An 18,438-nucleotide genomic window follows, 5' to 3' on the forward strand; every position below is an offset into this window, starting at 1 on the left:
ACGCGGGATCACGGCGCTGTTTCCGGCCGGACGCCGGGGGCGTACAACGGCGTATCGGTCAGGGGCGGATGGAGCGGCGAGTCCCACAGCAGCGCTATCGACCTGGCCCATTCCACCTCCGGATCCGGCGACTCGGGATCGCCGCAGCGGATGCGCAGCCGGCGAATGCGCCGGTGCAGCCCTTCGGGGGTGCCGGCCTCGGCCACGAGGCGGGAGACGTGGCGGTGGAATTCGGCGCAATCCGTGTGCCCCTTGGCGCAGCTGCGCCAGATCACCACCGCGTGTCCGGCGGCCAGCGCGGCCTCCATGGCGGTGGCCCCCGCGCCGGCGGCCACCTCGCCGCAGTAGACGGGCACGGCGGCCGGGTCGGCGTCGGAGAGCCGGTCGTAGGCGGCGTACCCGCTCTCCCGGCCGGGCCCGTCGTGGCCCTTGAGCGGCACCTCGCGGCGCAGCGGCACCGCCCGCAGGGGGCCCTGGCTGACGCCGGCCCAGCGGCGGTGCCACTCGGGGAAGCCCGGCCGGTCGCGGCGCAGCCGGTCGCGCACGACGACCACCCGCCGCTGGCCGAGCGGCATGGTGTGCGGGTCGAGACCGGGACCGGCCGCGCCGGGCGGGGTCAGCCGCCAGGCGTCCAGCGGCTCGTCGAACAGCTCGCGGGGGACGACCACGTGCAGCTGGGCGAGGTGCTCGCCGACGTCCCCCTGCCGCAGTGCGGCGGCGATCGGCTCGCGCAGCACCTCGTGCAGGCGGGCGCGCGGCGCCCCCTCCTCGTCGGCCCGCAGCGGGGTGACCACGCCGTTCTCCAGCAGGAGCTTCACCCGCCAGGGATAGCGGTCGCCGTAGAGCAGCGGGTCGACCTCCACCAGGACGTCGGCCCGGGCGCCCTGCTGGACCACGCCGGGCTCGACGTCCCGGGGCTCGGGCTTGCGCAGCTCGACCGGGCAGCCCGCCGGCGCGGGGCCGGGCGGCTCGCCGGGCACGTCCGCGCCGCCGTGCAGGATCTGGTGGATCTCCTCCCGTATGTAGCCGGTCAGCGGCTCGGCCTGCGCGCTCACCCACGCGCTGAGCTCCCGCAGCGGCTCGCGGTCGCGCTCCAGGCCGAGCAGGCTGACGGCCGCGGCCACCCGGGCCGCGTACAGCAGCACGGCCTCCGGCTCCAGGTCGCCGTGCGCCCCGGCGGGCCGGGCCGCGCCGGGCCCGTCGTGCGGCAGGTCGTACAGCAGGCCCACGCCCTCCCGCCAGCTGCGCGGGTCGTGCTCGACGCCCGGGTGGTACGGGCCCTGGATCACCCGCCGCTTGACCGCCTCCACCAGCACCATCACCTCGCCGGGCGTGGTGGGCGGGGTGAGCTCGGCCAGGCGCGCGAACAGGTGGGTGCGCTGGACGGGCGTGAAGCCGTCCGCCGGCGCGCCGGCGCGCAGCGCCTGCTGCACGCCGGTCCAGCTGTTGCCGGTGCCCGCGATGCGGTAACGGGCGAAGTGGTGGCGGTCGTGGGCGCGCACGATGGCGTGCAGCCGCTCGCGGCCGGGCGCGTCGTCCGCGATGCGCCGCAGGGCGGTGACGGGCACGGCCAGCCCGGCGGTGTCCGTGCCGCGCCCCTTGCTGACGCCGATGACCGCGCCGCGCGCGGTGTCCACGACAGGGCCGCCGGAGCAGCCGGCCACCGGTATCTCGCCGCGCAGCAGCATGGCCTCGCCCTCGCCGCCGTCACCGCCGCTGGCGGTGCCCACGCCGAAGCGCAGGCCCAGCTCGCCGGTATCCAGCGACCAGCCGTGCAGGCTGACGGCGGCGGGCACCATCGTGGAACGGTCGCTCAGCCACAGGCACTCGGCGTCGTCCGCGCCGGCCACCTCCACCAGCGCCAGGTCCGGCAGCGGCCAGGGCCGCGGCGGGCCGCCAGGGGGCGCGGGCGGCAGGACGAGCGCCACCCGGCCCGCTCCCGTACGACCCCGCCAGTCGGTGACGTCGAGGGCCTCGGCTCCGGCGAGCACCTCGCCACCCCCGTTCCCCACGACATGGGCACACGTCAGGACCCACCCCGGGGCGATGAAGAACCCGCTGCCCCAAAATCGCGTGCCGGTGCGGTCATACCCGCCTCCGGCCGCGGAAATGCGCACGACCGACCGTCGTACGGTCCCTTCGTGGGCGCTCAAGCTTCCCCGCGCCGTTCGCCGTCGCCACCGGCGTCCGCGCCGCGCTCGCTCCAGGTGAGCGAGACCTTGACCGACGCCTTGCCGCTGCCGTCGGCCAGCAGGCTGACCACCTTCCCGGCCTCGGCGGACAGCTCGATGCCGAACTCCACCGCGACCTCGTGCGGTCTGGCCGCCGCCAGGCCCATGCGCAGCGAGCCGACGACGCCGCGCACGACGTCGGACAGCCCGCCCGCCAGCTCCGCCACGCGGCGGCCCGCGCCCGCCACACTCGAATCCTCGTAGGCACCGCCCGTGCGCAGCTGCTGCGCCTCGGACACCCGGGCCCAGACGACCGTGCCGTCGTCCAGGCGCACCTGGGTGATGCCGTTCCCCTCCGTCACGTGCCACCCCCCGTCACACGGATGAGGCAGCAGGCTAGTGCCCGGGCGCCTACGGACGCGAGAGGTCGTGGCCAAGGCCGGCCGCGGTCTGCCTATCCTGGCAGCGGTGGCCCACCGGGCCCCCACCGTCCCTGTCGTGCCCCTGTACTCACGGAGATCACCTTGTACTTCACCGACCGCGGCATCGAGGAGCTGGAGAACCGGCGCGGCGAGGAGGAGGTCTCCCTCGGCTGGGTGGCGGAGCGCCTGCGCGAGTTCGTCGACCTCAACCCTGACTTCGAGGTGCCGGTGGAGCGCCTGGCCACGTGGCTGGCGCGACTGGACGACGAGGACGACGAGTAAGCGCCCCGGTCACGGCGCCCCGTAGGGGCGCGGGGAACTGCGCGATCGGCCACCGACGACCCGCAGCCGAACACCTGCAGGCGCGTCGTGGCTTGTCGCGCCCACGCGGCGGCAGCCGCAGATCGACACCGCCCCGCGCCCCTACGGGGCACCCTAGGCGCGCCGCCCGCGCGAGCGGTACGCGTCGTACGCCAGCGTCAGCACGCCGTCCGCCAGCAGGAGGGCGCCCAGCACTGCCCGGCCGGTCCGGGCGGGTCCGCGGCGGGCGGATGCCAGCAGCGACGTTCCCGCCGCGATCTCCACGGCCCCGAGCACCCGTGCCCGGGGCCCGCGTATCCACTGGCCCAGCGGTCCCCGCTCGGCCTCCGTCAGGCCCTCGCCCAGTGCCGCCCGCCAGCCGGGCCACTGCACCTGCTCGGCCGCCGCGGCGCCGGCGGCCGCGCGCAGCGCGTCCGGGCCGGCGCCCGGGGTCAGGCCTGCCGGCAGGTTCAGGCCGGCCCTCGACAGGACCGCGACCAGTCCGAGCAGCCGGTCGGGGCCGTCCGCGTCCGGGTCGGGTTCGACGAGCCGGTCGAAGGCCGCGGCGTCGAGCACCGGGTCCAGGCCCAGCCGGGCCCGCAGCGCCGTGAAGGCGCTCTCCTCCCCCAGCGGCGACCCGTCGGCCAGCCACGTGTGGCCGACCGTGCGGCGGAAGCCTGCCGCCACCACGAATCCGGCGCCCTCCTCGTCCCACCACAGCCCCACCGCGGGCCACGGCTCGGCGGCCGCCAGGGCGTGCGCCCACTCGGCCGCGACCACGGCCGGCCGGGCGCCGGTCTCCCGCCAGGGTTCCTCCCCCGCGGGCACCAGCACGCTCCAGTCCTCGCCCGCTGGGGCGAGGAGCAGCGGCTCGCGCAGGAACTGTGCGCACGGGCGGACGCGGTCGGGCTCGGCCCGGCAGAGCAGCAGCAGCCCCGCGTTCCGGCCGTGATCGGTTGCGGACATGCCTCAACGCTATGTCACTCGGTCGGCCTTGACTTCCCGCAACCGCGATATATCGTGTTGCCATAGACGCGATATGTTGCGTCACAGTCTCGTTCTCCGAGGAGGAGGCCCGCCATGCCGGACCGGTCGCCAACGAAGTGGTCCCTCGACGCACCGCAGAAGCTCGTCCTCGAAGAGCCGTTCAGCGCCCTGAACGTCCGGGTCGTGGGCGGCACCGTCAACATCGTGGGCACCGACACCGGGGCGCCGGCCCTGGAGCTCACCCACATCGAGGGCCCGCCCCTGCAGGTCACCCACGAGGGCGGCGTGCTCACCGTCGCCTACGACGACCTGCCCTGGAAGAACCTGCTGAAGTGGTTCGACCGCAAGTCCTGGCAGCGCACCGTCACCGTCACCCTCACCGTCCCGACCGCCACCCGCGTCGAGGTCGGCGTCGTCGGCGCGAACGCCGTCGTCTCCGGCGTCACCGGTGACACCGACGTCAAGGGCGTCACCGGCGACACCACGCTCGTCGGCGTGAGCGGCGCCGTGCGCGCCGAGACGGTCTCCGGCGGTCTGGAGGCCCACTCCCTGCGCGGGCCGCTGAGCTTCAAGTCCGTCTCCGGCGACCTCACTCTCGTCGAGTCCGCCGGCTCCGAGGTCCGCGCCGACTCCGTCAGCGGCAACATGACCGTCGACCTGGCCGGCGCCGCCCGCAACCCCTCCCTGAGCCTGGTCACCGTCTCCGGCGAGATCGCCGTCCGGCTGCCGCAGGCCGCCGGTGCCCGCGTCGAGGCGGGCACCACCAGCGGCCCCGTCTCCTGCTCCTTCGACGACCTGCGGGTCACGGGCCAGTGGGGTGCCAAGCGGATCAGCGGCACGCTCGGCGACGGTGGCGGCCAGCTCAGGGTCACCACCGTCTCGGGAGCCGTCGCCCTGCTCAGCAGCCCGGCCACCGCACCGGAAGGGAAGGTCCTCTGATGCCCCCCGTCTTCGCCCACGGCCGGCTGCGGCTGTACCTGCTCGGGCTCCTCGACGAGGCCCCGCGCCACGGCTACGAGGTGATCCGCCTGCTGGAGGAGCGCTTCCAGGGCCTGTACGCCCCCTCCGCCGGCACCGTCTACCCCCGCCTGACCAAGCTGGAGGCCGAGGGCCTGGTCACGCACGCCACCGAGGGCGGCCGCAAGGTCTACTCCATCACCGACGCCGGACGGGCCGAACTCGCCGCCCGGCGCGGGGAACTGGCCGACCTCGAAGCCGAGATCCGCGACTCCCTGACCGCCCTGGCCGCGGACATCCGCGAGGACGTCCAGGGCGCCGCGGGCGCCCTGCGTCACGAGATGCGCGAGGCCGCCCTGCGCGCCCGCACCCGCAGCGGCGGCGTCAGTGAGGACTTCTTCACCGAGGCGAAGGAGGAGCTGCGCCGGGCCAAGCAGGAGTGGAAGGACCAGGCCCGCCGCGCCCGCTCCCGCACCACCGGCGGCGTCCGCGACCTCGAACGCCTCCTCGACCGCTTCCGCGACGAGGTCCGCGACGCGGCGAGGGACCATGGCGTGACGGAAGCCCAACTGGAGGAAGTACGGGCGCTCCTGAAGGAGACGGCAACCCACGTCGCGGAAGCCCTGCGCCGCTAGGGCGTGTCCGGCGGGTCTTCGTTGCGCGGCAACCACGGTGCCCCGAAGGGGCGCTGCACGATCCGCCGGACACGGCCTAGCCGGCACCCACGGTGACGGTCACCAACCCCGCACCGTACGCCCGTACCCGTACCGTCCGTCCCACGGGCCCGTCGGCCCGCGCCGGTCCCGACACGGCAACCGACCACCCCCGCGGAGCGGCCGGCACCGTCACCTCGGTGACCCCGCCCCGGGCAGGGGCGTCGTACACCAGCCGGTACCGCCGCGCGCCGGCGTCGTAGGACTCCGCCCGCACCGCCCCCGCCACCGCAGTGGCGTAGACCTGAGCCGTGCGCTCCTTGTTCGGCCGCCACTTCCCGTCGCGGTCGAGCGCGCAGTACGTCTCCCCGTAGCACCACTGCCAGCTCGCCCACCCCGACGCGTAGCGCCGGACGGAGGCGAGGGCGTCCTCGTAGAACCGCCCCATGTGCGGCAGGGAGCTGTCGAGCGGCCCCCACTCCCCCACCACCACCGGCATCCGGTGTTCGCGGGGGTAGCGCACGACCGCCGCCTCGTACGCCTCCAGCCAGCCGGAGGTCGGGTCGTAGTCGCGGCCGGCCTCCATGGCGGCGTTGTAGAAGTGCGGGGCGTAGACGACCTTGGTGTCCCGGATGCGTCCGAGGCCGGTGGGCTTGCCCTCGCCCGCGGCGGGGGTGGGTTCGACGAAGAGCCAGTGCCGGCGGTCGACGCTGCGGATGGCTGCCGCGATGCGGTTGTACATGGGAGTGATCTGTGTGGCCTCGATGCGGCGTGCGGCGGCGAAGAGGTCCTCGCCCGGCCGCAGGCGCCCCATCGGCTCGTTGATCAGGTCGTAGCCGAGGACGGCGGGGTGCCCGGCGAGGCGTCCGGCGAGGACCCGCCACATGCGGGCCTGGGCGCGCTGCAGGTCGGCGTCCTGGTAGAGGTGCTCGAAGGCGGCCTGCACGCCCGGCTCGAAGTACTCCGAGAACCAGTCGTCCGGATGCGGGGTGTACGGCAGGCCGTCCGTGCGCGTGGCCCAGGCGGGGATGCCGCGGTGGCCGCCGAAGGCGGGGCCGTAGACGTCCTGGTGGGCGTCGACGACGACGCGGAGGCGGTAGCGGTGGGCCCAGTCGAGGACGCGTTCGATCTTCCGCAGGTAGCGTTCGCTGTACTGCCCGGGGGCGGGTTCGAGGTCGTCCCAGAAGACGGCGAGGCGGGCGAGGTCGAAGCCGTGCGCGGCGAGGTCGCGCACGGAGTTCTCGGTGATGTCGGCGAGCGCCTGCTCGCCCCGGTGGTCCTTGTCGGCCAGGTTCCAGCCGTGGAGTTCGAGGACGCGTCCGTGCTCGTCGGTGAGGCGGGGGATGCCGGGTCCCGTGTGCGCCCGGGCCGTGGGGGTCAGCAGTGCGAGGACGGCGGTCAGCGTTGCGAGGACCGCCGTCGTACGTCTCGTCGGGGTCGGCATCCCCCGGTCATACCGTCAGGACGACCTTCCCGAACAGGTCGCCAGTGGACATCTTTTCGAAGCCTTCACGGGCCCGGTCGAGCGGCAGGACCGTGTCGATCAGGGGGCGTACACCCTTGGCGACGCAGAAGTCGATCAGGTCCTTCAGCTCGTCCTTGGTGCCCATGGTGGAGCCGACCACCTTGAGTTCGAGGAAGAAGATGCGGTTGAGCTCGGCGGCCGGCGGGTTGGGGCCGCTGGTGGCGCCGGAGATCACCAGGGTGCCGCCCGGCTTGAGGGACTTCACCGAGTGCGACCAGGTGGCGGCGCCGACCGTCTCGATCACCGCGTCCACGCGGTGCGGCAGCCGGGCGCCGGGCTCGACGGCGGCCTCGGCGCCGAGTTCGACGGCGCGCCGGCGTTTGGCCTCGTCGCGGCTGGTGGCGAAGACGCGCAGGCCGGCCGCGGCGCCCAGCACGATGGCGGCCGTGGCCACGCCGCCGCCCGCGCCCTGGACGAGGACGCTCTGGCCGGGGCGCACGCCCGCGTTGGTGAACAGCATGCGGTAGGCGGTCAGCCAGGCCGTGGGCAGGCAGGCGGCCTCCTCGAAGGAGAGCTCGGCCGGCTTGGGCAGCAGGTTCCAGGTGGGCACGGCCACCTGCTCGGCGAACGTGCCCTGGTAGCGCTCGGTGAGGATCGAGCGCGGCTCGTCGGGCCCGACGCCGTGCCCGCTCTGGCCGATGACCGAATGGAGGACGACCTCGTTGCCGTGCTCGTCGACGCCGGCGGCGTCGCAGCCGAGGATCATCGGCAGGGCCTTCTCGCCGAGGCCGACGCCGCGCAGCGACCACAGGTCGTGGTGGTTGAGCGAGCCGGCCCTGACGTTGACGATCGTCCAGCCGGGACGCGCCTCGGGCTCGGGGCGCTCGCCCAGTTCGAGGCCGTTGAGCGGCTGGTCGCGGTCGATGCGTGCGGCGTAGGCGGCGAACATGATCCGAACCTAGCGGGATGCCGGTGCGCGGCGGAACCGGTCGGATGTGTGACGCGCGCCGCGTGTCCGCCGCGCGCTTCCGCCCACGCCGTCCACGTCCGGCTGCCGCAACGGACGTAACCCCGCGCGGAAGCGTCACCGCCGCATTGACCGGTGTCCCCCGCACGGAGTTGGCTGCGTCCTCGGCGGGCCACCGGGGCCCGGGTGAGGGGGCGGACATGCGGGACGGGACGCGCCGGGGGTGGCGGCGCAGACGCATCGTGGTGGCGGCCGCGGCACTGGGGGCCTGCGTGGCGGGGCTGCCGCTCGCGCCGGCGACCGCCGCGCAGCAGGCACCGCGGGCCCTCGTCGAACGGGTGAGCGTGGGACCCGGCGGCGAGCAGGGCGACGGCGAGAGCCGGGGGGAGAGCGTGGACGCGTCCGGCCGGCTGGTGGTCTTCACCTCCCACGCGCGCACCCTGCTGCCCGGCAACCCCAAGGGCACCGCACAGGTGTACGTACGGAACCTGGCGACCGGCAGGCTGAAGCGCATCAGCACCGCTCCCGACGGCTCGGCCGGCAACGACGCGTCGTGGTCCGCGGTCATCAGCGGCAACGGGCGGTACGTGGTCTTCGAGTCCATGGCCACCAACCTGGCGCCGGGCCGCAACACCGGTGAGCGCAGCGAGGACGTCTTCGTGCACGACCTGGTGACGGGCCGCACGAAGGTCCTCGTCCCGAGCCCGGCGGGGACGGCGGCCAACACCACGTCCCCGGCGGTCAGCCACGACGGGCGGTTCGTCGCATTCGCCTCCACCCGCAGCGACCTGGTCCCGGGGGACACCAACGGCAAGCAGGACATCTTCGTACGGGACCGGGTGCGGGGCACGACCGAACGGGTCAGCGTCGCCAGTAGCGGGCAGGCCGACACCTTCAGCATGTCGCCGTCGATCAGTGCGGACGGCAGCCGCGTCGGCTTCCTCGGCTTCGGCGGCCTGGCGCCCGGCGACGACGCCGCGGCGGGCGTGGCGGAGCTGCACCGGCCGCATCCGCGCATCTTCTACATACGTGACATGCGCGCCCGGCGCACCGAGGTGGCGTCCAAGAGCTACAAGGGCCTGCAGGTGGGGGTGATCGGCGCGCCCGTCATCAGCCCGGACGGCCGGCACGCGCTGTTCAACGCCGTCTCGAGCGAGGTGGTGCCCGGCGACACCAACGGCCTGACCGACACGTTCCTGCGCGACCTGCGGACGGGCGACGTACAGATGATCAGCCGGGCGTACGACGGGTCCCCGTCCAACGGCAACGGGGTGCCGGGGCTCGCGATCAGCGCCGACAACCGCCGGGTCTTCTTCGTCTCCACCGCCTCCAACCTGGTGCCGGGCGACAGCGGCACGACGCAGGACGTCTTCGTGCGGGACGTGGTGCGGGGTACGACCGAGCGCGTCAGCGTCACGCGGGACGGCGGCCCGCCGAACGGGAGCTCCTTCCTCGAGGGCGTCGACCGGGCGGGACGCGTCGCGCTCTTCACCTGCGATGCGGACAACATGGTGCCGGGTGACACCAACAAGGCGTACGACGCGTTCGTACGGCGTCTGCGGTGAATCCGCCGTGAACGACCGTGGGGCCGGACCGCACAGCGGTCCGGCCCCACGTCACCACGTCACAACGGGCTGATCAGCGCCGGGCGACGCCGTCGGCGCGGGCCGCGGCGGCCACGGCGGCGGTGACGGCCGGGGCCACCCGCTCGTCGAACGGCGAGGGGATCACGCAGTCCGCGCTGAGCTCGTCGGCGACCACGGCGGCCAGCGCCTCGGCGGCCGCGAGCTTCATGCCCTCGGTGATGCGGGAGGCCCGCACCTGCAGGGCACCGGCGAAGATGCCGGGGAAGGCGAGGACGTTGTTGATCTGGTTCGGGTAGTCGCTGCGGCCGGTCGCGACGACGGCCGCGTACTTGTGCGCGACGTCCGGGTGGATCTCCGGCGTGGGGTTGGCCATCGCGAAGATCAGCGCGTTCTTCGCCATCTTGGCGACGGCGGCCTCGGCGATCGTGCCGCCGGAGACGCCGATGAAGACGTCCGCGCCGTCCAGCGCCGTCTCCAACGGGCCCGACAGACCGGCCTTGTTGGTGAAGCCGGCGAGCTCGCGCTTGACGTCGGTGAGGTCCTCGCGGTCCCCGGAGACGATGCCCTTGCGGTCGCAGACGGCGACGTCGCCGATGCCCGCCTCCACCAGGATCCGGGCGATGGCGACGCCGGCCGCACCGGCGCCCGAGATCACCGCCCGCAGCTGGCCCAGCGTGCGGCCCGTCAGACGCGCGGCGTTGCGCAGTGCGGCGAGCGTGACGACGGCGGTGCCGTGCTGGTCGTCGTGGAAGACGGGGATGTCGACGCGCTCCTGCAGGCGGCGCTCGACCTCGAAGCAGCGCGGCGCCGAGATGTCCTCCAGGTTGATGCCGCCGAAGGAGGGGGCGAGGCGGGCGACGGTGTCGACGAGGTCGTCCACGTCCCGGCAGTCCAGGGCGATCGGGACCGCGTCCACCCCGCCGAACTGCTTGAAGAGGATGGCCTTGCCCTCCATCACGGGCAGCGACGCCTCCGGACCGATGTCCCCCAGTCCGAGGACCGCACTGCCGTCCGTGACCACCGCGACGACCTGGGACTTCCAGGTGTAGTCGTGCACGAGCTCCGGCTCCTCGGCGATCGCGCTGCACACCTTCGCGACGCCCGGCGTGTACGCGAGGGACAGGTCGTCCCGGTCACGCACGGGGACGGTCGCCTGGACCGCCATCTTGCCGCCCCGGTGCAGCGCGAACGCCGGGTCGAAGAGCTCCTGGCGCTCTTCGTCCGGACCGCTGTCGCTGCGAGGATTCACGATCTCCGCTGACACTGTTCTTGACCCCTTTGTCGATTGCCGTCGAGGGTAACCGCTCCGGGGATGAGGGAGCGGGTCGGGCACGTGTCCGGGCCCCGGCCGGCGGATGACCAGCGAATGACCGGGCGCGTACGGACACCGGGCGCGCCGCACACGCGCGCCCTGGGCCCCGGGTGAGGGGTGTAACTGGTCTTTCTACCGGAAGAGCGCTACGGCCGACGAGTGAGTTCCGGCTGTGTGTGACGCGGCTCCCGCACCGGATCGGGCCGGAAACGTGTGAACTGGTGACGGGAAACGGCCGAACGTCCACGGAGTGAGACGGCGCGGGCGTGAGGTGGGTCTCCCCGCCGGAAGTCGAACAGAAGCGATACAGCTCCATAAAAGGTGTGAACCGGCTGGTAACGAAAGCCGATCACCCGTTATCCGATTTTGACATGGCTGGCCCCCCGAATGGGGCAGTCCGGATGGCAAGATGCGCAGACCGCACGAGGTCGCGGCGCACGAGGAAGTGTGCTCGCCCCCTCGAGCCGTGTTTCGCGTGATTGCCGAGTTACCCGTCGGATACCCCCTCGACCGCAGGAGGAACGAGCAATGACCGCAAGCACCACCCCCCGCCCGGCAGCCGCCAGGAGTCGTTTGGCCGCCGCCGGCGCGATCGCGGTCGCCGGCACCCTGCTGCTGACCGGCTGCGGCGACCAGCGGGACAAGACCACGACCGGCAACGGCGCCGGCCAGACCGCCGCCGGCTCCCAGGCCCCGCTCTTCGCCAAGCTCCCCAAGAAGATCCAGGACTCCAAGGTCATCAAGGTGGGCTCCGACATCGCCTACCCGCCCGTGGAGTTCAAGCAGGACGGCAAGGTCGTCGGCATCGACCCCGACATCGCCGCCGCCCTCGGCAAGGAACTCGGGGTCAAGGTCGAGTTCAACAACGGCACCTTCGACGCCCTGCTGACCGGACTGCGATCCAAGCGTTACGACATCGCGATGTCCGCGATGACCGACACCAAGGACCGGCAGGAAGGCGTCGACTCCAAGACCAAGAAGAAGGTCGGCGAGGGCGTCGACTTCGTCGACTACTTCAACGCCGGCGTCTCCCTCTACACCAAGAAGGGCGACACCAAGGGGATCGGCGGCTGGGCCGACCTGTGCGACAAGAAGGTCGCCGTCCAGCGCGGCACCGTCTCCCATGACCTGGCCAAGTCCCAGTCCGACAAGTGCGAGAAGGACGACAAGGGAAGCATCAGCATCGAGGCCTTCGACACCGACCTCGAAGCACAGACCCGCCTCAAGGCGGGCGGCGTCGACGCCGTCTCCAGCGACTTCCCCGTCGCCGCGTACGCGGTCAAGACCTCCGGCGGCGGCAAGGACTTCGAGATCGTCGGCGACCAGGTCGAGGCCGCGCCGTACGGCATCGCTGTCGCGAAGGACAACGCGCAGCTCCGGGACGCCCTCAAGGAGGCGCTCGAGGCGATCGTCAAGAACGGTACGTACGAGAAGGTCGTCAAGACCTGGGGCGTCGACGCCGGCGCCATCAAGGAAGTGAAGATCAACGGCGGTTCCTGAGCCCGCCCCCTCGCCCTCGTACGGAACTGCTGAAAGGCACCACCCGTGACTTCTTCCCCCTCCCCCGAGGAGCCACAGCCGGCGAAGGCCGGCAAGGAGCCGACTCCCGCAGCCGCAGCCGGCGAAGCCAAGGCCGGCGAAGCCGGCAAGGCGAACGGTGCAGCCGGGGCCGGCGCAGCCGGCAAGGCCGCCGGGGCCGCTGCCGCGGCGAAGGCCGGCAAGGCGGCCGCCGGTGCCGGCGAAGCCGGCAAGGCAACCGACGCGGCGAAGGCCGCCACTGACGAGACCGCCGAGGCCGGCGAAGCCGGCAAGGACGCCGACGGCCCGGCCGCCGAGGCGGCGAAGGCCGACGGCTCGGCCGCCACGGCCGAAGGCGCCGAGGCAGCGAAGGCCGATGGCTCGGCCAAGGACGCCGAGGCCGCCGAGGCGGCGGCGGACGAGCCCGGTGCCTCGGAGGCCCCCGCCGACGCGGCAGACGGCAAGACGGCCGCCAAGGCCACGGACGCGTCCGGCGATGCCGGGGACGCGGCGAGCGAGGCCGAGGCCAAGCCGGCGGACGCCGGCGCGGCCGGTGAGGCCGGGGACTCCGCCGACGCGGCGGACAAGCCGGTGGCTGCCGCGGCGGACGGCAAGACGGCCGCCAAGGCCACGGACGCGGCGGGCGACGCCGAAGCCGAAGCCGAGCCGGCGGATGCCGCCGAGGCCAAGGCCGCGGACGCGGACAAGGCCGGTGCCGCTTCGGCTGCGGCCGAGAAGGACGGCGGCAAGGCCGCCAAGGCCGCCGCAGGCGGCCGCGGCAAGGGTGATGGGCCCGGCGCCGCCAAGGCGCCCGCTGCCGACGCCGACAGTGGTGAGCCGCAGGCGATCAAGGCGATTCCCGTGCGGCACTACGGCCGCTGGGTTTCGGCCGTCGTCGTGCTCGGTCTTCTCGGGCTGCTGGTGAACGCCTTCGCCACGGCCAACGTCAACTACAGCGCGATCCCGGACTACCTGTTCGACTCCTCGGTTCTGTCCGGTCTGGGCAAGACCGTGCTGATCTCGCTGCTGGCCATGCTGCTGGGCCTCGTGCTCGGCATCGTGCTGGCGGTGATGCGGCTGTCGAAGAATCCCGTGACGTCGTCCGTCTCGTGGTTGTACATCTGGTTCTTCCGGGGCACCCCGGTCTACGTCCAGCTGCTTCTGTGGTTCAACCTCGCGCTGATCTTCCCGTACATCAATCTCGGTCCGATCTACCGGGACGAGATGAGCGACTTCATGACGCCGTTCATGGCGGCGCTGCTCGGCCTGGGCCTGAACGAGGCCGCGTACATGTCGGAGATCGTGCGGGCCGGCATCCAGTCGGTGGACGAGGGGCAGACGGAGGCCGCGCACGCGCTCGGCATGAGCCAGGGCAGGACGCTGCGTCGCATCGTGCTGCCGCAGGCGATGCGGGTGATCGTGCCGCCGACGGGCAACGAGTTCATCAACATGCTCAAGACGTCGTCGCTGGCGGCGAGTGCCGCCCAGTACCTGGAGCTGCTGCGCTCCACGTCCGACATCGGTCAGACCACCGGCGCCACGGTGGAGATGCTCTTCCTCGCCGCCACCTGGTACCTGATCCTCACCAGCGTGTTCAGCGTCGGCCAGTTCTATCTGGAGCGGCGTTACGCCCGGGGCTCGCTGCGTACTCTGCCGCTGACCCCGTGGCAGAAGGTCAAGCAGAACCTCAAGAACGCAGCCTCCTTCAGCAACCGCACCACCGGAGGTGTCAGCGCATGAACGCGATGGTGAAGGCCGAGGGCGTCCACAAGTCCTACGGCGCCGTGCAGGTCCTCAAGGGCATCGACCTGGAGGTCGCGCCGCGCGAGGTGTTCTGCCTCATCGGCCCCTCGGGTTCCGGCAAGTCCACGTTCCTGCGGTGCATCAACCACCTGGAGCAGATCAACGCGGGCCGGCTGTACGTGGACGGCCAGCTGGTCGGCTACCGGGAGCAGGGCAACAAGCTCTACGAGCTCAAGGACAGCGAGGTGGCCCGCAACCGCCGGGACATCGGCATGGTGTTCCAGCGCTTCAACCTCTTCCCGCACATGACGGCGCTGGCGAATGTCATGGAGGCGCCGGTCCAGGTCAAGGGCGAGTCCAAGGCGGTGGCCCGGGAGCGGGCGAAGAAGCTGCTGGACCGCGTGGGCCTGGCCGACAAGGCGGAGAACTACCCCTCCCAGCTCTCCGGCGGCCAGCAGCAGCGGGTGGCGATCGCGAGGGCGCTGGCGATGGAGCCGAAGCTGATGCTCTTCGACGAGCCGACGTCGGCGCTGGACCCGGAGCTGGTGGGCGACGTGCTGGACGTGATGCGCGACCTCGCCGAGGACGGCATGACGATGATCGTGGTCACGCACGAGATGGGCTTCGCCCGTGAGGTCGGCGACTCGGTGGTCTTCATGGACCAGGGCGTGGTGGTCGAGTCCGGCCACCCGCGGGACGTGCTGACCAAGCCGCAGCACGAGCGCACGAAGGCGTTCCTGTCGAAGGTCCTCTGACGGCAGCGAAATGCGGGGGTACGGGCCGGACGGCCCGTACCCCCGCATTTTTGTTCAGTTGGTGTGAATGTGGACGACGTTCTTGAACGCGCCGTCGACGCGCGCGGTGCCCGCGCTGAAGGACTTCTTCGTGCCGTCCTCGTAGACGACGTAACCGGACTGGCTGCCGGGGACGAACGACGTCACGTACACGCTGGTGTCCAGGTCGCCGGAGCCGGAGAAGCACGCCGTCGGGAAGAGCGAGACGAAGCCCCAGAACTTCAGCTGGGTGGTGTCGTTCGCGTCGCAGGTGACCTTGTGCAGCGTGGTCGACGCCTGCGCCGGGGCCGCGGCGAGCCCCAGGCCCGCGGCCGCGGCCAGGCCGACGGCGCCCAGACGGACGGACTTCATGATGTTCTTCGTGTTCATCGTGTTCTCCGTGTTCAGTTGACGTGGATGTGGATGACTTCGCCCTTGAGGCCGAACTTCGGCTCACCGGCGGTGAAGGTCTTCTTCGTGCCGTCCCGGTACACGAGGTAGCCGGTGTTGTTCCCCGGAGTCAGGGCGAACTGGGAGAGGCTGACGTTCAGGTCGCCGTGGCCCGCGAAGCAGGTCTGCGGCCAAGGGGTCACGATCTGCCAGAACTGGAGCTGGGACTTGTCGCTCTGGTTGCACTCGACCTTGTGGAGCGTGGTGGTCGACGCATGGGCCGGGGCCACAGCCAGCCCCAGGCCCGCGGCGGCGGCAACGGCGACCGCGCCGAGGCGGACGGTTTTCATGAGGCGCATCGCATTCTCCTTCGACAGCGGATGCGAAAACGCGTTCATGGTGGGGGCGCCCCCGGAAGGCTCTCCACGGTCGTTGCAGCAAGCTGCCAACCATGTGTAATAACCTCGATATAGCGGCAGCCATTACGGCGCGACTGGGGAAGTGAAAGTGGAACTGGCCTTGTACTCGGACTACGCCGTGCGGCTGGTCAATACCGAGCAGCCCGCGCGCGGAGTGGACACGCTGACCTCGCTGGACGCGGTGCGGGCGCTGTTCGGGACCGGCTCGCAGACCGCACGGCGGTTGACCGACGGGGACCTGACACGGCTGCGGGCCGTGCGCGGGCGGCTGCGGGCCGTCTTCGAGGCGGCCGCCGGGGGCGAGGAGGTGCGGGCGGTGGACCTGCTGAACGCGCTGCTGATGGACTTCCCCGTCAGCCCCCAGATCTCGGGGCACGAGTACCGGGACGAGGACGGGCGCCCCAAGTGGCACCTGCACATCGCCGACCACGCCGCCAACGCCGGCGCGTCGTACACGGCCACCGCCTGCATGGGGCTGGCGGTGCACCTGACGGAGCACGGCGTGGAGCGCCTGGGCATCTGTCAGGCCCCGCCGTGCCGCAACGCCTATCTGGACACTTCGACCAACCGTTCCCGCCGCTACTGCTCCGACCGCTGTGCCACGCGGGCCAACGTCGCCGCCTACCGGGCCCGCAAGCGCCTGGAGAGCGCCCGGGCGGGCGAGGCGGCGGAGCGCAGCGGCCGTACGGCGGAGGCGAGCCAGGAGAGCACGGCCGTCGCCGAGCGCTGACCGCGCGCGGGCGGGCGGCGCATCCGCAGCAGGGCGCGGGCGACGACGAACTCGTCCGGGACGGTGCCGAACTCCCGGCTGTCGTTCTCGACGAGGGGGTTGTCCCCCAGCACCCACCAGCCGCCCTCGCGCCGCTCCACCGCGCGTTTGACGATGAGCAGGTCCTGCCGGAAGGGGTGCCGCAGGACCACGACGTCACCCGGACGCACCACCCCGCCGTACTGCACCAGCAGCTGGTCGCCGGGGTTGAGGGTGGGCACCATCGACGGGTTGTAGACCTCGGCCAGGCCGATGCGCAGCAGCCCCCGATGCTCGCGCTCCAGCTCCTGCCCGCGCTCGTCCAGCTGCTCCTGCACGACGGCACCTCCGCGTCCGTTCCGCCTCCGGTCCCAGACTGACACCGGACTTTCGTCCCAAGCCCCCCGGGGCACCCGAGAAAAGCCTTCCCGCACCGAGTAATCTCGCACCTGAGAAGACGATCACGAGGAAGGACAGCTCATGCTCTCCCGCCTTTTCGCCCCCAAGGTGCGGGTCAGTGCACACTGTGACCTGCCCTGCGGCGTTTACGACCCGGCACAGGCCCGGATCGAGGCCGAATCGGTCAAGGCAGTCCAAGAGAAGTACCAGGCCAACGAGGACGCGGCGTTCCGCGCCCGCGCGATCCTCATCAAGGAGCAGCGCGCCGAGCTGGCCAAGCACCACGTCTCGGTGCTGTGGAGCGACTACTTCAAGCCTCCGCACTTCGAGAAGTACCCGCAGCTGCACCAGCTGGTCAATGACACGCTCAAGGCTCTGAGCGCGGCAAAGGCCTCGACGGACCCGAAGACGGGCGAGAAGGCGCTGGAGCTCATCGCGGAGATCGACAGGATCTTCTGGGAGACCAAGAAGGCCTGAGCGCGGTACTTGCGGTACGAGGGGCCCGGTCGCCGCACGGCGGCCGGGCCCTTGCCGTGCCCCGCACCGTACATCTGCGGTTCAGGCGGGCGTTCCCACGACGCCATTCTTGATCGTGAGCATGCCACGCATGACCGCAATGATCAGGACCCGCCGTGCGGCCGCGGCCGCCGTGGCCGCCCTCGCGCTGACTCTCGCCGGGGCCGCCACCGCCCCCGCGCAGGCCGCCGCGCCGCAGACCGCCGACGCCCGCACCTTTGGCCCCGCCGGCCTCAAGGGCGTCGACTACGCGGTCTGGCAGCGGGACGTCCAGGCCGTCGTCGACCGGGCGAAGCCGTACATAACCGAGCGCACCGCCCACCCCGACGGGACCCGGCCGGCCATCGTCCTGGACATCGACAACAGCTCGCTGGAGACCGACTTCCACTGGGCGGCCGTACCCACGCCGGCGATCCGCCCCGTCCTGGAGCTCACCCGCTACGCCCACGAGCGCGGCGTCGCCGTCTTCTTCGTCACGGCGCGCCCCGGCATCCTCGACGGGTACACCGAGTGGAACCTGCGCACGGTCGGCTACCCCGTCGACGGTCTGTACGTCCGGCACCTCCCCGACCTCTTCCACGACGTGAGCACCTACAAGACCGCCAAGAGGGCCGCGATCGAGGCGCAGGGCTACACGGTCGTCGCCAACATCGGCAACCACGACACCGACCTCTCCGGCGGCCACGCCGAGCGCACCTTCAAGCTGCCGGACTACGACGGCAAGCTCTCCTGACTCCCCCGCGTCCCCCGACTCCCCCGACCGGCCCGCGCCGCCCCGCTCACCACCGCGGCCCCGCCCGGCGCCGGTCGTACCAGGCGATGCCCACCGCCGCCAGCAGGATCTGCACCAGCCACACCGCCCACGTGATGCCCTTGGTGTCGTACAGGCCGAGCGGATGGCAGAGCAGGGCACCGAGGAAGGCCGCCGCGATGCCGATGAGGACCGTGGCGGCCGGCCCGACCCGCTGCCGGCCCGGCACCACCAGCCGGCCCAGGACGCCGATGAAGGCACCGATCACGATCGCACTGACAAGTCCCGCAATTTCCATGCCCTCCCCCTTGCGGCCGTTTCCTGTCGGTACACCCTTCCCATCCCGTCGGCGGAGCATGTC

The 18,438-nt window shown here is 72.3% G+C and carries 20 protein-coding genes; 10 read left to right on the forward strand and 10 right to left on the reverse strand.

All coding sequences use genetic code 11. From position 1 onward, the window contains the following. Positions 1-8: 8 nt before the first annotated feature. Together AB0K17_RS00620 and AB0K17_RS00625 are read right to left on the reverse strand one after the other, a co-directional pair. The gene (locus AB0K17_RS00620) at positions 9-2,117 is read right to left on the reverse strand and encodes a trypsin-like peptidase domain-containing protein (protein WP_365965262.1); all 2,109 of its coding nucleotides are present in this window, start codon (positions 2,115-2,117) and stop codon (positions 9-11) included. A gap of 32 nt (positions 2,118-2,149) precedes the next feature. After that, positions 2,150-2,533: a CU044_2847 family protein gene (locus tag AB0K17_RS00625; RefSeq protein WP_365965263.1), complete on the reverse strand. Its 384-nt coding sequence runs from the start codon at positions 2,531-2,533 to the stop codon at positions 2,150-2,152. A gap of 162 nt (positions 2,534-2,695) precedes the next feature. Between AB0K17_RS00625 and AB0K17_RS00630 the strand changes: the two genes are divergently transcribed. Continuing rightward, complete coding sequence (locus AB0K17_RS00630) at positions 2,696-2,875, forward strand: DUF6104 family protein (RefSeq protein ID WP_086567929.1); 180 nt, start codon at positions 2,696-2,698, stop codon at positions 2,873-2,875. 153 nt (positions 2,876-3,028) lie between these two features. Here AB0K17_RS00630 and AB0K17_RS00635 read toward each other — a convergent pair whose 3' ends face one another. Then, positions 3,029-3,859, reverse strand: a complete 831-nt coding sequence (locus AB0K17_RS00635) for a hypothetical protein (protein ID WP_365965264.1) — start codon at positions 3,857-3,859, stop codon at positions 3,029-3,031. Between the two features lie 114 nt (positions 3,860-3,973). Here AB0K17_RS00635 and AB0K17_RS00640 point away from each other — a divergent pair, with 114 nt between their 5' ends. Both AB0K17_RS00640 and AB0K17_RS00645 read left to right on the forward strand, forming a co-directional pair. Beyond that, entirely contained in the window at positions 3,974-4,819 is an 846-nt protein-coding gene (locus AB0K17_RS00640) for a DUF4097 family beta strand repeat-containing protein (protein ID WP_365965265.1), read from the forward strand. Further along, positions 4,819-5,472 carry a helix-turn-helix transcriptional regulator gene (locus AB0K17_RS00645; RefSeq protein ID WP_365965266.1) on the forward strand — a complete coding sequence of 218 codons (654 nt, stop codon included), beginning with the start codon at positions 4,819-4,821 and terminating at the stop codon, positions 5,470-5,472. The genes AB0K17_RS00640 and AB0K17_RS00645 overlap by 1 nt, the downstream gene beginning before the upstream one ends. 76 nt (positions 5,473-5,548) lie before the next feature. Here AB0K17_RS00645 and AB0K17_RS00650 read toward each other — a convergent pair whose 3' ends face one another. Continuing rightward, complete coding sequence (locus tag AB0K17_RS00650) at positions 5,549-6,934, reverse strand: cellulase family glycosylhydrolase (protein ID WP_365965267.1); 1,386 nt, start codon at positions 6,932-6,934, stop codon at positions 5,549-5,551. 7 nt (positions 6,935-6,941) lie between these two features. After that, complete coding sequence (locus AB0K17_RS00655) at positions 6,942-7,904, reverse strand: zinc-binding dehydrogenase (protein ID WP_365965268.1); 963 nt, start codon at positions 7,902-7,904, stop codon at positions 6,942-6,944. A 218-nt stretch (positions 7,905-8,122) separates the two neighbouring features. Here AB0K17_RS00655 and AB0K17_RS00660 point away from each other — a divergent pair, with 218 nt between their 5' ends. Next, the gene (locus tag AB0K17_RS00660; protein ID WP_365965269.1) at positions 8,123-9,487 is read left to right on the forward strand and encodes a hypothetical protein; all 1,365 of its coding nucleotides are present in this window, start codon (positions 8,123-8,125) and stop codon (positions 9,485-9,487) included. A 73-nt stretch (positions 9,488-9,560) separates the two neighbouring features. On the opposite strand, the gene AB0K17_RS00665 is transcribed toward AB0K17_RS00660, so the two are convergent. Further along, a complete protein-coding gene (locus tag AB0K17_RS00665) occupies positions 9,561-10,772 on the reverse strand; it encodes an NADP-dependent malic enzyme (RefSeq protein WP_344437271.1) in 1,212 nt (403 codons plus the stop codon). Between the two features lie 576 nt (positions 10,773-11,348). On the opposite strand from AB0K17_RS00665, the gene AB0K17_RS00670 reads away from it, so the two are divergent. The 3 genes from AB0K17_RS00670 (at position 11,349) to AB0K17_RS00680 (ending at position 14,836) form a co-directional block, all read left to right on the forward strand. Continuing rightward, positions 11,349-12,320, forward strand: coding sequence for an ABC transporter substrate-binding protein (locus AB0K17_RS00670; RefSeq protein ID WP_365965270.1), 972 nt, complete (start codon positions 11,349-11,351; stop codon positions 12,318-12,320). 864 nt (positions 12,321-13,184) lie between these two features. Then, positions 13,185-14,078 carry an amino acid ABC transporter permease gene (locus tag AB0K17_RS00675; protein WP_365981821.1) on the forward strand — a complete coding sequence of 298 codons (894 nt, stop codon included), beginning with the start codon at positions 13,185-13,187 and terminating at the stop codon, positions 14,076-14,078. Further along, positions 14,075-14,836, forward strand: a complete 762-nt coding sequence (locus AB0K17_RS00680; RefSeq protein WP_365965271.1) for an amino acid ABC transporter ATP-binding protein — start codon at positions 14,075-14,077, stop codon at positions 14,834-14,836. Before AB0K17_RS00675 ends, AB0K17_RS00680 begins: the two co-directional genes overlap by 4 nt. Positions 14,837-14,890: 54 nt before the next feature. Here AB0K17_RS00680 and AB0K17_RS00685 read toward each other — a convergent pair whose 3' ends face one another. Together AB0K17_RS00685 and AB0K17_RS00690 are read right to left on the reverse strand one after the other, a co-directional pair. Further along, on the reverse strand, positions 14,891-15,244 hold the full coding sequence (locus AB0K17_RS00685) for a hypothetical protein (protein ID WP_365965273.1): 354 nt from the start codon (positions 15,242-15,244) through the stop codon (positions 14,891-14,893). Positions 15,245-15,258: 14 nt separating this feature from the next. Then, entirely contained in the window at positions 15,259-15,603 is a 345-nt protein-coding gene (locus AB0K17_RS00690) for a hypothetical protein (RefSeq protein ID WP_365981660.1), read from the reverse strand. 148 nt (positions 15,604-15,751) lie between these two features. On the opposite strand from AB0K17_RS00690, the gene AB0K17_RS00695 reads away from it, so the two are divergent. After that, complete coding sequence (locus AB0K17_RS00695; protein WP_365965275.1) at positions 15,752-16,393, forward strand: CGNR zinc finger domain-containing protein; 642 nt, start codon at positions 15,752-15,754, stop codon at positions 16,391-16,393. Here AB0K17_RS00695 and sodX read toward each other — a convergent pair. Beyond that, positions 16,285-16,737, reverse strand: coding sequence for a nickel-type superoxide dismutase maturation protease (gene sodX / locus AB0K17_RS00700; RefSeq protein WP_365965357.1), 453 nt, complete (start codon positions 16,735-16,737; stop codon positions 16,285-16,287). The genes AB0K17_RS00695 and sodX overlap by 109 nt on opposite strands. A 154-nt stretch (positions 16,738-16,891) precedes the next feature. On the opposite strand from sodX, the gene sodN reads away from it, so the two are divergent. Next, complete coding sequence (gene sodN, locus AB0K17_RS00705; protein ID WP_344437265.1) at positions 16,892-17,287, forward strand: superoxide dismutase, Ni; 396 nt, start codon at positions 16,892-16,894, stop codon at positions 17,285-17,287. A 130-nt stretch (positions 17,288-17,417) separates the two neighbouring features. Continuing rightward, complete coding sequence (locus AB0K17_RS00710) at positions 17,418-18,059, forward strand: HAD family acid phosphatase (protein WP_365981661.1); 642 nt, start codon at positions 17,418-17,420, stop codon at positions 18,057-18,059. A 46-nt stretch (positions 18,060-18,105) separates the two neighbouring features. On the opposite strand, the gene AB0K17_RS00715 is transcribed toward AB0K17_RS00710, so the two are convergent. Further along, complete coding sequence (locus AB0K17_RS00715) at positions 18,106-18,375, reverse strand: GlsB/YeaQ/YmgE family stress response membrane protein (protein ID WP_365965277.1); 270 nt, start codon at positions 18,373-18,375, stop codon at positions 18,106-18,108. Positions 18,376-18,438 lie beyond the last annotated feature (63 nt).

The sequence above is a fragment of the Streptomyces sp. NPDC049585 genome, assembly GCF_040675615.1.
Taxonomy (GTDB): Bacteria; Actinomycetota; Actinomycetes; order Streptomycetales; family Streptomycetaceae; genus Streptomyces; species Streptomyces luteosporeus.

Coding starts and splice junctions, on each gene's coding strand:
- sodN (WP_344437265.1), top strand. CDS start 16,892: ATGCTCTCCCGCCTTTTCGCCCCCAAGGTGCGGGTCAGTGCACACTGT.
- AB0K17_RS00685 (WP_365965273.1), bottom strand. CDS start 15,244: ATGAACACGAAGAACATCATGAAGTCCGTCCGTCTGGGCGCCGTCGGC.
- AB0K17_RS00710 (WP_365981661.1), top strand. CDS start 17,418: ATGACCGCAATGATCAGGACCCGCCGTGCGGCCGCGGCCGCCGTGGCC.
- AB0K17_RS00680 (WP_365965271.1), top strand. CDS start 14,075: ATGAACGCGATGGTGAAGGCCGAGGGCGTCCACAAGTCCTACGGCGCC.
- AB0K17_RS00650 (WP_365965267.1), bottom strand. CDS start 6,934: ATGCCGACCCCGACGAGACGTACGACGGCGGTCCTCGCAACGCTGACC.
- AB0K17_RS00635 (WP_365965264.1), bottom strand. CDS start 3,859: ATGTCCGCAACCGATCACGGCCGGAACGCGGGGCTGCTGCTGCTCTGC.
- AB0K17_RS00660 (WP_365965269.1), top strand. CDS start 8,123: ATGCGGGACGGGACGCGCCGGGGGTGGCGGCGCAGACGCATCGTGGTG.
- AB0K17_RS00715 (WP_365965277.1), bottom strand. CDS start 18,375: ATGGAAATTGCGGGACTTGTCAGTGCGATCGTGATCGGTGCCTTCATC.
- AB0K17_RS00670 (WP_365965270.1), top strand. CDS start 11,349: ATGACCGCAAGCACCACCCCCCGCCCGGCAGCCGCCAGGAGTCGTTTG.
- AB0K17_RS00690 (WP_365981660.1), bottom strand. CDS start 15,603: ATGCGCCTCATGAAAACCGTCCGCCTCGGCGCGGTCGCCGTTGCCGCC.
- AB0K17_RS00640 (WP_365965265.1), top strand. CDS start 3,974: ATGCCGGACCGGTCGCCAACGAAGTGGTCCCTCGACGCACCGCAGAAG.
- AB0K17_RS00655 (WP_365965268.1), bottom strand. CDS start 7,904: ATGTTCGCCGCCTACGCCGCACGCATCGACCGCGACCAGCCGCTCAAC.
- AB0K17_RS00645 (WP_365965266.1), top strand. CDS start 4,819: ATGCCCCCCGTCTTCGCCCACGGCCGGCTGCGGCTGTACCTGCTCGGG.